This window comes from Streptomyces sp. DSM 40868, assembly GCF_011820545.1.
Taxonomy (GTDB): domain Bacteria; phylum Actinomycetota; class Actinomycetes; order Streptomycetales; family Streptomycetaceae; genus Streptomyces; species Streptomyces eurythermus.
On sequence record NZ_CP050504.1, the window covers coordinates 2,825,653 to 2,838,955 of the forward strand.

The 13,303-nt window shown below is 72.9% G+C and carries 10 protein-coding genes; 6 read left to right on the top strand and 4 right to left on the bottom strand.

From position 1 onward, the window contains the following. Positions 1 to 30: 30 nt before the first annotated feature. The 3 genes from HB370_RS12770 to HB370_RS12780 form a co-directional block, all read right to left on the bottom strand. A complete protein-coding gene (locus HB370_RS12770) occupies positions 31 to 1,080 on the bottom strand; it encodes an endonuclease/exonuclease/phosphatase family protein (protein ID WP_030791329.1) in 1,050 nt (349 codons plus the stop codon). A gap of 186 nt (positions 1,081 to 1,266) precedes the next feature. Beyond that, complete coding sequence (locus HB370_RS12775; RefSeq protein WP_030791326.1) at positions 1,267 to 1,896, bottom strand: TetR/AcrR family transcriptional regulator; 630 nt, start codon at positions 1,894 to 1,896, stop codon at positions 1,267 to 1,269. Between the two features lie 229 nt (positions 1,897 to 2,125). Continuing rightward, positions 2,126 to 3,712, bottom strand: coding sequence for an MFS transporter (locus HB370_RS12780; RefSeq protein WP_244405504.1), 1,587 nt, complete (start codon positions 3,710 to 3,712; stop codon positions 2,126 to 2,128). A gap of 191 nt (positions 3,713 to 3,903) precedes the next feature. Between HB370_RS12780 and panB the strand changes: the two genes are divergently transcribed. The 6 genes from panB (at position 3,904) to HB370_RS12810 (ending at position 9,659) form a co-directional block, all read left to right on the top strand. After that, positions 3,904 to 4,770, top strand: a complete 867-nt coding sequence (gene panB, locus HB370_RS12785) for a 3-methyl-2-oxobutanoate hydroxymethyltransferase (protein ID WP_030791320.1) — start codon at positions 3,904 to 3,906, stop codon at positions 4,768 to 4,770. A 230-nt stretch (positions 4,771 to 5,000) separates the two neighbouring features. Beyond that, positions 5,001 to 6,536, top strand: a complete 1,536-nt coding sequence (locus HB370_RS12790; protein ID WP_030791318.1) for a hypothetical protein — start codon at positions 5,001 to 5,003, stop codon at positions 6,534 to 6,536. A 37-nt stretch (positions 6,537 to 6,573) separates the two neighbouring features. Beyond that, positions 6,574 to 6,954: a hypothetical protein gene (locus HB370_RS12795; protein ID WP_030791314.1), complete on the top strand. Its 381-nt coding sequence runs from the start codon at positions 6,574 to 6,576 to the stop codon at positions 6,952 to 6,954. Between the two features lie 52 nt (positions 6,955 to 7,006). Beyond that, positions 7,007 to 7,711, top strand: coding sequence for a zinc ribbon domain-containing protein (locus HB370_RS12800; RefSeq protein ID WP_051816110.1), 705 nt, complete (start codon positions 7,007 to 7,009; stop codon positions 7,709 to 7,711). A 110-nt stretch (positions 7,712 to 7,821) separates the two neighbouring features. Continuing rightward, on the top strand, positions 7,822 to 8,841 hold the full coding sequence (locus HB370_RS12805; protein WP_030791308.1) for an ATP-binding cassette domain-containing protein: 1,020 nt from the start codon (positions 7,822 to 7,824) through the stop codon (positions 8,839 to 8,841). Further along, positions 8,838 to 9,659: an ABC transporter permease gene (locus HB370_RS12810; RefSeq protein ID WP_030791306.1), complete on the top strand. Its 822-nt coding sequence runs from the start codon at positions 8,838 to 8,840 to the stop codon at positions 9,657 to 9,659. Before HB370_RS12805 ends, HB370_RS12810 begins: the two co-directional genes overlap by 4 nt. Positions 9,660 to 9,672: 13 nt before the next feature. Here HB370_RS12810 and HB370_RS12815 read toward each other — a convergent pair whose 3' ends face one another. Beyond that, positions 9,673 to 12,927 (bottom strand): BTAD domain-containing putative transcriptional regulator, encoded by a 3,255-nt coding sequence (locus HB370_RS12815; protein ID WP_030791303.1) that lies wholly within the window; start codon positions 12,925 to 12,927, stop codon positions 9,673 to 9,675. Positions 12,928 to 13,303: the final 376 nt, after the last annotated feature.

The following is a 13,303-nucleotide window of genomic DNA, read 5'->3' on the forward strand; positions in this document are numbered from 1 at the left end:
AAACGCTCTCAGGGTCGGTATTCCAGCAGGTTACGAGCCTGTGTCCAGCTTCACACGAGCCGCCACCGGCAAGTGGTCGCTGTCGGTGCGCGGCAGCGTCCAGCTCCTCTCCGGCTCCGCGCCCCGGACCATGATCTGGTCGATGCGGGCCATCGGGAACGACGCCGGCCAGCTGAAGCCGAAGCCGCTGCCCGCCGCGCCCTGCGTGGAGCGCAGCTGGGAGGTGACGGCGTTCAGCGAACGGTCGTTCATGGTGCCGTTGAGGTCGCCCAGCAGCACCACCCGGCGCAGGGGCTCGTCGGCGATGGCCTCGCCGAGCGCGTCGGCGCTCTTGTCCCGCTGGCGCGCGGTGAACCCGGCCTCGATCTTCACCCGGACGGATGGCAGGTGGGCGACGTAGACCGCGACCGGGCCCTCGGGGGTCGCCACGGTGGCGCGCATCGCCCGCTTCCAGCCGAGCTTGATGTCGACGGCGCGTACGTCGGTCATCGGGTACTTGCTCCACAGCCCGACCGTGCCCACCACCGCGTGGTGCCGGTACGCCGGCGTCAGCGCCTTCTCGTAGACGGGGACGGCGGAGGCGGGCAGCTCCTCCAGGGCCAGCACATCGGCGCCGGAGGCGGCCACGTCGGTGGCGGTGGCGGCCGGGTCGGGGTTGTCGGCGTTGACGTTGTGGGTGGCCACCGTGAGATCGCCGCCGCTGCCCGCCTTGTCGGTCAGCAGCCCGCCGAAGAGGTTCAGCCAGACGATCGCCGGCAGCAGTACGGCGATGAGCGCGATCGCCGACTTGCGCACCACGCCGAGCACCAGCAGCACCGGGATGGCCAGGCCCAGCCAGGGCAGGAAGGTCTCGGTGAGGCTGCCGAGGTTGCCCACCGCGTTGGGGATGTGGGCGTGCACCAGCATCACCAGGGCGAGCAGCAGGGCCAGCGCGGTGAGGACGGCGCCGCGGCGCCAGATGCGCGGATCGCCCCGCCAGCCGGTGAACAGCCGGTGGGCCAGGCGTCGGAGCCGGGACCCCGGTCGCTCGGGCCCCGAGCCGCCGTCCGCCGTCTCCGTCATGTACGCCTGCTGCGCCATACCGTCTGCCTCACTGCCTGCCGTGCACACCGTTCATCCCCCGTAGTCCCCGACCCTAGGGGATGATCGGCTCCGTTCCGCCGTCCCGTGATGGCCGTACGGAAGACGAGGACGTGCGATGCGGTGGCGGGAGTTCCGGTCGGGCGCCGGGCGGGCGGGGTCTGTGACGAAACGCGCACACGAGTGCTACGAGGCTGTGGAGCTGACGGGCCGTAGGCCGGCCAGGACCGAGTCGACGACCTGTTCCGCGAGGTCCTCGCACAGGTCGGCCTCGGGGCGCATGACGGAGCGGACCAGGATCGGTCCGACGAACAGGTCGTTCGCCAGGTCCACGTCGACGTCCGCGCGCAGTTCTCCGTTGAGCTGCCCGCGGCGCAGCACGTCCAGGACGAGCCGGCGCCGGGGCTCTATGACGTTCTCGTGGTACGCGGCCCAGATCCTCGGGTTGGTCTTCATCTGGACGTGCACGTTGTGCAGCAGGAGCGAGGAGCGGCTGGCCAGTCCGCGCTGGCGCAGGTTCTCCAGCAGGACGAGGAGGTCGTCGCGCATGGAGGTGCCGGGGAGTTCCGGCTCGGGTGGCTCGGCCGCGCGGACCACCTCGATGAACAGTTCCTCCTTGCCGCTCCAGCGGCGGTAGATGGTGGCCTTGCCGACCCCGGCGGTGCGGGCGATCCGCTCGATGGACAGCTCCGCGAGGGGCACGCCCTCCTCCAGGAGCTTCATCACCCCGTCCAGGATGGCGCGCTCCGCGGCTTCGCTGCGCGGGCGTCCCCGCACGGGTGCGTCCGGTCGCGGCCGGCTGCCGGCAAGGCTCACGTCGTTCCGTCCTCTCGGTGTGCTGCGGTGATTGTCCCGCAGCGGCCTCCTCCCCCCGTCGGACCGCGCCCGCCTTGGTGCCGTGCCCGGTCCGGTCCCCCGTCGTGCCGCGCCCGGCCCCCGGTCTCCCCCGTGGGCCGCGCCCGGATGGTTCGTCTTTCTCTCGGTGTTTCCCTTGGTGCCTTCGGATCCAGTGTCCGTCGCGCTCCCGTGGTGCCGTATCCGGACCTCAGTCCATCGCGGCGACCCTCTCCTGTTCCTTCTCGCCCTGCGGCGCGGCGGGCGTGCGGCCCGGCAGGAACAGGGCCGTCACCACGGCGCCGACCAGCGCCACGCCCGTGCCGCACAGCGCGGTGACGTGCATGGCGTGCAGGAACGCGTCGTTGGCCGGGGTGACCAGGGCCTCGCCCCGGGGGCCGAGCTTCTCGGCGATGCCGAGGGTGGCCTCGATGGACTCCGCGGCGGTGTCGCGCAGGTTCGGCGGCAGCGCGCCGAGCTTGCCCTCGATGCCGTTGCGGTAGGAGGTGGCGAGGACCGAGCCGAGGACGGCGATGCCGAGGGCGCCGCCGACCTGGCGGAAGGTGTTGCTCAGCGCGGAGGCGGAGCCGGCCTTCTCCCGGGGCAGCGCCTGCATGATCACGACCGAGGTCGGGGTCATGATGTGCGCCATGCCGGTGCCCATCAGGAAGAAGACGACCTCGAGCAGCCAGATCGGGGTGTCGGCCTCGAAGCCGGCGAACGCGGCCAGCGTCGCGGCGATCAGCAGCAGGCCGCCGGTGGTGGTGGCCCGGTTGCCGAAGCGGTCGACGATCAGCCGGGCACGCGGCGCGAAGAGCAGCTGGGCGACGGCGAGCGGCAGCATCAGCAGGCCGGACTCCAGCGGCGAGTAGCCGCGCACGCTCTGGGTGTAGAAGACACCGAAGAACGTGACGCCCATCAGCGCGAAGAAGACCAGCGCGATGGCGCTCATGGCGGCCGAGAAGACCTTGTTCCGGAAGTAGCTGACGTCCAGCGAGGGGTGCGCGGTGCGCTTCTCGAAGACGACGAAGACGGCCAGGACGACGACGCCGGCGATGATGGTCGCGAGCACCTTGGGGTCAGTGAAGTCGGCCAGCTCGCCGCCCTTGATGATGCCGTAGACCAGCAGGACGAGGCCGACGACGGACAGGACGACGCCGATGGGGTCGAGGCGGCCGGGCCTGGGGTCGCGGGAGTCGGGCACCAGCCAGGCCATCAGGATCAGCGCGATGACCACGATGGGCACGTTGATCAGGAAGACCGAGCCCCACCAGAAGTGGTCGAGCAGCGCGCCGCCGGTGATCGGGCCGATGGCGATGGCGAGGCCGACGCCGCCGGCCCAGATGCCGATGGCCTTGGGCTGCTCGTGCCGCTCGAAGACGTTCATCAGGACGGCCAGGGTGGCGGGCATCACGAAGGCGGCGCCGAGGGCCATCACCGCGCGGTAGGCGATCAGCTGGTTCGGGGTGCCGGACTCGGCGGCGAGCGCGGAGCCGATGCCGAAGACCAGGGTGCCGGCGAGCAGCACCTTCTTGCGGCCGACCCGGTCACCGATGAGTCCGGCGGTGAACAGCAGGCCGGCGAAGACGAGGGTGTAGGAGTTGATCGCCCACTCGATCTCGCTCTGGGTGGCGCCGAGACCGGTCGGCGCCGGGGTCGCGATGGTCTTGATGGCGACGTTCAGGATCGAGTTGTCGAGGACGACGATCAGCAGGGCGAGCATCAGCACGCCGAGGATGGCCCAGCGGCGCCGGTGCACGGCTTCCGGTATTCGGGAGGCAGGGACGGGACTTGTCATGCGTCCGAGCCTATGATCTTTTCGATACGGAACGGTCTCGTATCTAATTTTCTTTACCAAGGTCTTACGTGCGAGCGGGGTTCCGGGGATCAGCGGGCCCCCCTCTGGCCCCGGCTGGCACGAGGTGCCACCATGGAGACGGTCCGGGGACGCCGTCAGGGCGCCTCGAGATGACGTAAGGAGCCGTTGCAATGACGCAGCTTTCGGCTGCCCAGACGAAGCCTTCCGACGGCAGCAAGGCGCTGTACGGAGGGAAGGGCACCCGCCGCATCACCGTCCGCGACATCGCCCTCGCCAAGGAGCGGGGCGAGAAGTGGCCCATGCTCACCGCCTACGACGCGATGACCGCGTCCGTCTTCGACGAGGCCGGGATCCCGGTGATCCTGGTCGGCGACTCGGCGGGCAACTGCCACCTCGGGTACGACACCACCGTGCCCGTCACCCTCGACGAGATGACCATGCTGTCGGCCGCCGTGGTACGCGGCACACGGCGCTCCCTCATCGTCGGCGACCTCCCCTTCGGCTCGTACCAGGAGGGCCCGGTGCAGGCGCTGCGCTCGGCGACCCGGCTGGTGAAGGAGGCCGGGGTCGGCGCGGTCAAGCTGGAGGGCGGCGAGCGCTCGCACGAGCAGATCCGGCTGCTGGTGGAGTCCGGCATCCCGGTCATGGCGCACATCGGACTGACCCCGCAGTCCGTGAACGCGATGGGCTACCGCGTGCAGGGCCGCGGCGAGGAGGCGGCCCAGCAGCTGCTGCGCGACGCGAAGTCCGTGCAGGACGCGGGCGCGTTCGCGGTGGTCCTGGAGCTGGTGCCGGCCGAGCTGGCGGCCGAGGTCACGCGGGTGCTGCACATCCCGACCGTCGGCATCGGCGCCGGTCCGGAGACGGACGCGCAGGTGCTGGTGTGGACCGACATGCTCGGTCTGACCTCCGGGCGGGTGCCGAAGTTCGTCAAGCAGTACGCGGACCTGCGCGAGGTGATGACCGGCGCGGCCAAGGCGTTCGCCGAGGACGTGGTCGGCGGCGCGTTCCCGGCGGAGGAGCACTCCGTCCACTAGTCCACCGCGGCACCACCGGACGGCCCGTCGATCTTCCCCCGTCGGCGGGCTGTCCCTTTTCCGGCCGAGAGGCTTCCGGCAGCTCCGGTACGCCAAGCTTTGGCCTCAACTTCCCTGTTCCGCGCGGCAGTTGTAACAGAGTGGCGTCGAAATCCGCACGGGGGCTTCCCCGCACCTGGCTCGGTGGTGCACTTGACAGTGTGGGCCGTCTCACACTCGGGGGAGAGACAATGAGCCAGCCACCGGCCGTCTGCGCCGACTGTTCCACCACCACCGTGCCCGGGGCGGCCTTCTGCGGCGCGTGCGGGGCCACCCTGGCCGTCGCCGGGAACACGGACCCGGACCACCCGGCGTCCCGCCTCGCCGTGCCCCGCTGGACCGGTGGCCGGGACCTGACCCGGTACATGTGCGCGGCCGTCTTCCTGGACCGGCAGTACGCCGACTCCCTGATCCGGGACGTCGCCGCCGAACCGCACCTCGGCGTGGCACCGGCCCCGGGGTGCGACGTACCCGTGGTCCTGCGTTACGCCTACGAGGCCAACGCGCGCCGGCACGCCCGGGACCTGCTGCTGGCCGTCGAGCTCCTGGTGCTGGTCCTCGGTCTGCTGGTGATCCGCAGCGGCCTCGCCGTGTTCCTCATGCTGCTGGCCGGCTGGCTGACCACGCTGGTCTTCGCCCTCTCCACCCATTACGGCGAGCGCCTGCAGCGGCTGCGGCCCGACCGGTTCGACCCGGCGCAGGCGCCGCCGCCGCCCAACGAGTCCGCCGCCCGGCGGCTGCGCCAGATCGACGAGTACGCGCGCGGCAACCTCAGCGTCTACAGCGGCTTCTCGCCGTTCACCGGATACGGCCAGGAACTCGACTCCTGGTCGCTGGTCTTCGACGTGACCGACTCCGGGCGGGAGGGCGTGCGCCCGCGGGACTTCGACGTCGCGGACCTGTACGCCCACATCGCCCGGCGGATCGGCGAGCTGTCGCTGCCCTGCCTGGAGCTGGAGGAGCGGGTGTTCGTGGAGGGCTCGGCGCTGCTGGGCGACACCCGTTTCCTGCCGGACCCGCTCGGCCGCCCGGTGGCGCGGATCGGCGCCGACCGGCTGAACGCGCTGAAGCGGCACCCGGAGGAGACCGCCCGCGCCTATCTGGTCACGCACTCCTCGGGCTGGGGCGGGGAGCTGGTGACCTCGCTGTTCCTGCGGCTGGTGCGCTCGGACTCCAACCTGTTCGTGGAGGCCCTGCCCACCGTGCTGTGCCCGCTGCTGGACCGCTACCGGACCATCGACTCCCTGATGCCGGCCCCCACGCCCCGCGAGTTCCTCTCGATGGCGCTGCAGACCCTCGCCAGCACCCCGTTCGTGATGATCGCCTCGCCGAGGCGCGCGGTCACCGGCTTCTTCCCGGACTTCGGGATGCGCAAGCGGCTGAAGAAGCAGCACCGGCAGATCACCCGGCTCGGGGTGTTCGACTACGGGGCGCGCAAGAGCGTGCGGCAGCTCGCCTCCGCCACGGACCACCATCGCTACTTCCAGAAGGTCGACTCCGGCATGGTCCTCAAGACCGTCGAGCGGAGGATCCTGGACGCCCTGGTGGAGTTCGCCCTGGAACACGACATCGACGCGGGCGATCTGATCAAGCGTCAGGAAACCATCATCAACAACGGCATCATCGCCACCGCGGGGGCCAAGGTCGAGTCGAGCGCGGTCGCCTCGGGCGACAAGTCCCGCATCTCGGCCATCCTGAAGAAGATCCCGCGGCCCAACACCGACTGACAGCCACCGCACACGCAACGGACGAACGGGGACCGGCATGCACCAGCGCAGCAACGACGGCGTCATCGCCACGGGTAACGCCCAGGTCAGGAACACGGTGGTGGCGAGCGGCAGCAATGCCCGCGTCGACTTCCGGGTCACGGAGGAGGAGGCGGAGCGCACCGGGGGCCGCCCGCTGACCCCGCAGGAGATCAGCGACCTGCTGGCCCGCTTCGTCGAGGAGCTGCGCCGCTCGGACCACCCGGAGCGGGAGGACCTGGCGGAGTTCGCCGAGGACGCGCGCGAGGAGCTGGCCGCGCCCGAGCCCCGTACGGGCAAGCTGCGCCGGGTCGCGAAGGCGCTGGTGGAGGCCGTGCCCGGGTTCGCCGCGCTGGCCTCGCTGGCGGTGACCATCGAGGAAGCCGTCCGCGGCCTGTAGCCGGAAACGGCTTGGAGACGGAAAGCGGCCCGGAGACGGAAAGCGGGGGGCCATGCACTTCTGTGTTCACTGCGGCGCGCGCGTCGAGGACGCCGCGCGGCCGGACTGCCCGGACTGCGGAGTGCCACTCGCCGCGCCGGAGCCGCCCCCCGGGGGCGGGTATGTGCGCGTCGGCGCGACCCGGCTGCCGGTCTGGCTGCCCTGGGCGCTGCTGGCGGTGCTGGTGGCCGGCGGGGTGACGCTCGGGGTGGCCGTCGCGGACGGCCCCGACACCCCGTCGGCGGGCGGCTGGTCCGCCACCGTGTCGCCCGGCGGGTCCTACGACGGCTGGACCTCCCTTCCGTCACCCACCGACGGCGGGTACACGTACACCACCCCGGCGGTCACACCCGACTACGACGACAGCGGCGGATACGACGACGACACCCCGACTCCGGAGCCCTCGGAGCAGGAATCGGACGAGGACCAGGACGCGAGCTCGGTCGTCACCACCTACTACGACCACCTCAACGCCGGAAACTTCCGGGCCGCCTGGTCCATGGGCGGCGGCCGGCTCTACGGCGGCTCCTACGAGGACTGGGTGGCGGGTTTCTCCTCCACCTCGCGCATCGGCGTCACCGTCTCCGACAACGGCGGCGGGGAGGTCGCCGCGGAGATCCGGGCGCTGCAGACCGACGGCACGGTGCAGGTGTTCCGGGGCACCTACACCGTGGCCGGCGGGCAGCTCGTGGGCGCCGACATCCGCCATGTGAAGTAGGCCCTCACGCCGGACGCCCGCCCGCGCCGACAGGCCGCCGACGCAGCGCCCGCACCCGGTGTCGGCGGCCTGTCGGCGGTTTGTCGGCGGGCCCTGGCACTGTCTTCCCCATGACACGCATCGACGACAACCCCGCCGGCGGACGCTCCGCCGTGACCGTACGGGGGCTGGTCAAGCACTACGGCGAGACCAAGGCGCTGGACGGCGTCGACCTGGACGTGCGCGAGGGCACCGTGATGGGTGTGCTCGGGCCGAACGGCGCCGGCAAGACCACCCTCGTCCGCATCCTGTCCACCCTGATCACCCCGGACTCCGGGCAGGCCACCGTGGCCGGCTACGACGTCGTACGCCAGCCCCGGCAGCTGCGCCGGGTCATCGGGCTCACCGGCCAGTACGCGTCGGTGGACGAGAAGCTCCCGGGCTGGGAGAACCTCTACCTGATCGGCCGGCTGCTGGACCTGTCCCGCAAGGAGGCCCGGGCCCGCGCCGACGAGCTGCTGGAGCGGTTCTCGCTGACCGAGGCCGCCCGGCGCCCGGCCGGCACCTACTCCGGCGGTATGCGGCGCCGACTGGACCTGGCCGCCTCGATGATCGGCCGGCCGGCCGTGCTGTACCTGGACGAGCCGACCACCGGCCTCGACCCGCGCACCCGCAACGAGGTGTGGGACGAGGTCAAGGCGATGGTCGGCGACGGCGTCACCGTGCTGCTCACCACCCAGTACATGGAGGAGGCCGAGCAGCTCGCCTCGGAACTGACCGTGGTGGACCGCGGCCGGGTCATCGCCAAGGGCGGCATCGAGGAGCTGAAGGCCCGCGTCGGCGGGCGCACCCTGCGGGTGCGGCCGGTCGACCCGCTCCAGCTGCGCCCGCTCGCCGGCATGCTGGACGAGCTGGGCATCACCGGGCTGGCTTCCACCACCGTGGACACCGAGACCGGGGCCCTGCTGGTGCCGATCCTCAGCGACGAGCAGCTGACCGCCGTGGTCGGCGCGGTCACCGCGCGCGGCATCACGCTGTCCTCCATCACCACCGAACTGCCCAGCCTGGACGAGGTGTTCCTGTCCCTCACCGGCCACCGCGCCAGTGCCCCGCAGGACGCCGAGCCCGCCCGCCAGGAGGTCGCCGTATGAGCACCGCCACCCTCTCCCCCGCCGCCGCGAAGGCCGACACGCCGATCCCGCTGCGGGCCCATCTGCGGCACACCGGCGCGCTGATCCGCCGCAATCTGCTGTGGATCCGCCAGGACCCGGAGTCGATGTTCGACGCCATCCTGTTCCCGGTCGTCTTCACCCTGCTGTTCGTGTACGTCTTCGGCGGCTCCATCGGCAAGTCGCTGGGCGGCGGCCAGGAGCAGTACGTGCAGTACGTGGTGCCCGGACTGCTCGCCATGATGGGCATGAACATGGCCCAGGGCGTGGGAACCGGCTTCAACCAGGACTTCAACTCCGGTGTCATGGACCGCTTCCGCTCGCTGCCCATCGGGCGCGGCTCGGTGCTCTTCGCGAAGATCGCGGTGGAGCTGATGCGGATGCTGTTCGCGACGGCGGTGCTGCTGGTGGTCGCCCTGCTCGTGGGCTACGAGGTGGGCAGCTGGAGCGGTCTGCTGGGCTCCGTGGCGCTGTCCGCGCTGTTCGGGTCGGCCCTGATGTGGGTGTTCCTGACCCTCGGCGTGGTGATGAAGAACGCGCAGTCGGTGCAGGCCATGGGGTTCCTGGTGCTGATGCCGCTCCAGTTCGGCTCCTCGATCTTCGCGCCGACCCAGTCGATGCCGGGCTGGCTCCAGGCGTTCACCGACTACAACCCGCTCTCCGCGCTGGCCGACTGCGCGCGCGGGCTGATGGAGGGCGGCCCGGTGGCGCACGCCCTGTGGGTGACGGTCATCTGGTCGGTCGGGCTGACCGTGGTGATGGCCCCGGTCGCGATCCACAAGTTCCGCACGAAGAGCTGACGCGACGCACCGGTCAGACCAGGGCGGTGGCCTCCGCGAGGGAGAGGCCACCGCCCTCGGCGTACGCGGCCTCGTACGACCGCTCGTCCAGCCGGGCCCGGATCCGGGCCTCGGTCAGCTCGAGGATCCGCCGCTCCACCCCGGCGATCACATGGCCGGCGGGCATCAGCACCCGGGCGGCGCCCAGGCAGCGGGCGGCGTCGGCGGCCCGCTCGCCTCCGTCGGCGTCGGCGAGGGCCATCGCGGCGGTGGTGAGGCAGACGGAGTGCAGATGCGGGGTGAGGGCCTGGGACAGCGGCTCGGCGCTGAGCCGCAGCGCCTTGCGGGCCAGGACGAGGGCCGGCCCGGTCCGCCGGTCCACGGCGTCCAGCGTGGCTTCCTGACACGTCAGCAGGGAGTCGAAGATGACGAACCGCGCGACGGGCAGCTCCGCGCGCAGCACCCGGATCTGCTCGCGGGCCTCGGCGGTGCGGCCGGTCAGGCCGAGCCAGGAGGCCAGGTGCAGCCGGGCCATCGTCGTCGCCTCGTTCTGCGCGCCGTCCTGGCCGGCGATGACGTCCCTGAGCATCCGCTCGCCGCGCTCGCTCTCGCCCGACTCCAGCAGGACGCCGCCGAGCCGGGCGCGCAGCACGGCCGTCTGGGCGCGGGCGCCGAGGCGTTCGGCGTGCTCGATGGCGGCCCGGTAGTCGGCCGCCGCCCTGTCGTAGGCGGCCCCGCGCTCATTGGCCTCGCCGCGGGCGGCCAGGGCCTCGGTGGCGCCCCAGACGTCGCCGAAGCGGCGGTAGATCGCCAGCGACTCGTCGGCGTCGCGGGTGGCGTCGCCCGTCCACGCGGCCCGGTTGGACAGGAAGTTGGCGCGCAGGTGCAGCACTCCGGCCAGCTCCCACTCGAAGCCCGGGGTCTCCCGGCAGGTCCGTACGCAGGCGTCCACGATGGTGTGCAGCCGGTCGGCACCGCCGGTCAGCAGCACGGCGAAGAACCACAGCAGGCCCGGTATCCGGCAGGTCTGCGGCAGGCCGGGTTCGTAGACCTGGGCGACGGTGCGCAGCCGGGCCTGCGCCGCGGGCGTCTGCCAGGCGTCCATCTCGGTGTCCATGCAGGCCAGATGGGCCAGATGGACACCGCGCCGGGCCTCCACGAGGGCCTCGCCGGTGTACGGGGGCGGGGTGTCGGTGCAGCGCTGCCAGACGGGTCGGGCCGGGCTCGCCGGTTCGGCGAACGGGTCGGGGCCGAGCGCCATGACCTCCCGGCACCAGTTACGGGTCTCCACGCGCTGGTCGCGCATCTGCCAGAACCACAGCAGGGAGTGGATCAGGCACAGCCCCTCCTGCTCGTCGCCGAGGGCGAGGGCGTGCCGGAAGGCGGTGCGCAGGTTCTCGTACTCCAGCTGGAACCGGCCGATGGCGGCGAGCTGTTCGGGGCCGCGCAGCAACGGCTCGGTGGTGCGGGCGAGTTCGCGGTAGTACGTCAGGTGGGCGCGCTCGGTCTCGGTGCGCCGCCCGGTCTCGGCGAGCCGTTCGGCGGCGTACTCGGCGACGGTCTCCAGCAGCCGGTAGCGCATGCCGTCGCCCGCGGGCGCGGCCACCACCAGGGACTTGTCGACCAGGGAGCCGAGGGCGTCCAGCGCGGCCGGCCCGCACACGGCCTCGGCGGCGGCCAGGTCGCAGCCGCCGGCGAAGACCGACAGCCGGGCCAGCACGTCCCGTTCGGCGGCGTCCAGCAGGTCCCAGGACCAGTCCACGACGGCCCTGAGGGTCTGCTGGCGGGGCAGCACGGTGCGGCTGCCGGAGGTGAGCAGCCGGAACCGGTCGTCCAGCCGGTCGGCTATCTGCCGGGGCGTCAGCATGCGCAGCCGGGCGGCGGCCAGCTCGATGGCGAGCGGGAGTCCGTCCAGGCGGCGGCAGATCTCGGCGCACGCCTCGGGGTCGTCGGCCACCCGGAAGCCGGGGCGGGCCGCCGCGCCGCGCTCGGCGAGCAGCCGCAGCGCGACCGGCTCGGGCAGCGGCTCCACGGGCCGCACCAGCTCCCCCGGTACACCGAGGGGTTCCCGGCTGGTGGCGAGGACGGTCAGCTCCGGGCAGCGGGCCAGCAGGGACTCGGTGAGCCGGGCGGCGGCGTCCACGACGTGCTCGCAGTTGTCGAGGATCAGCAGCATCCGGCGCCGGGCGCAGTGCTCCACGAGCCGTGCGACGGGGTCGTCGTGCCGCTCGGAGACCGCGCGCATGCCGTCCACACCGGCGCCGTGCAGCACGGTGTCCCGGGCGCCGATGGCGGTGAGCACGGCCTGCGGTACGGCGTCCGGGTCGTCCACGGGGGCCAGTTCGGCGAGCCACACCCCGTCCCGGACGGTGTGCCGTACCGCCTCGGCGGCCTCCTGGGACAGCCGGGTCTTCCCGGCGCCGCCGGGCCCGAGCAGGGTGACCAGGCGGGCCCCGGCGAGGTCGGCGGCGATGGCCTCCAGGTCGGCTTCGCGGCCGACGAAGGAGGTGAGCCGGGCCGGCAGGTTGCCCGGGCCTGCGGCGGGCGCGGCGGGCGCCGGTTCCGCGCGCAGCAGTTCGGCGTGCAGGGCGCGCAGCTCCGGCCCCGGGTCGGAGCCGAGCCGGTCGGCGAGCAGCCGGCGTACGTCCTCGTAGGCGGCCAGGGCCTGGGCGGGGCGGCCGGTGTCGCGCAGGGCGCGCAGCCGCAGCGCCTGGAGCGGCTCGTCCAGCGGGTGGTCGTCGCACAGCGCGGCCAGCTCGGGCAGCGCCTGCTCGGCCCGGCCGAGGGCGAGGGCTGCGGCGTGCCGGGCGCGCCGGGCGTCGAGCCGGCGGGTCTCCCAGCGGGCCGCCTCGGCGGTGCGGTCGGGCAGGTCCGGCAGGGCGGGCCCGTGCCACAGGGCGAGGGCCTCGTCGAGGACGGCGGCGGCCTTGGCCGGGTCGCCGTCGGCGAGGGCGGTCAGGCCGTCGCCGGTGAGCCGGTCGAAGCGGGTGAGGTCGACGTCGTCGGGGGCGGCGGTGAGCCGGTAGCCGCCGTCGGCGGAGGCGACGGCCTCGGCGCCGAGGGCGCGGCGGAGCCGGCCGACGAGCGCCTGGAGGGCGCCGGTGGCGTCGGCGGGCGGGTCGGCGCCCCACACCTCGTCCACGAGCACGGCCGCGGGTACGGTCCGGCCGGCCCGCAGCGCGAGCACGCTGAGCAGGGCACGCAGCCGCGCCCCGCCGACCGGGACGGCCGTGCCGTCGGGGCGGATCGCCTGGGTGGTGCCGAGCAGCCGGTAATACACGGGGTCCATTGTCTCCGGAGGGGGCGCGGACGGTGATCGGTGGTGGGGGGCGGTCGGTATCGGGAAGGGGGCGGAAGGATACGGAGGGCGGCCACGGGCTTGCCGGAAACGGCACCCACCGGCAACGCTGCCGAAAGCGGCCGCCGACTTGGCAGGGGGCGGCACCTCCGGACACTACCGGCGGGACCGCGGGGGCGGCCGTCGACTTGACGGGGAGCGGCACCCGCCAGGCACGACCGGCGAGACTGCCGGGGGCAGCCGTCGGCTTGGCAAGGGGCAGCACCTCCGGACACTACCGGCGGGACCGCGGGGAGCGGCCGCCGGCTTGACGGGGAGCGGCCCCGCCAGGCACGACCGACGAGACTGCCAAGAGCGACCACAGGCT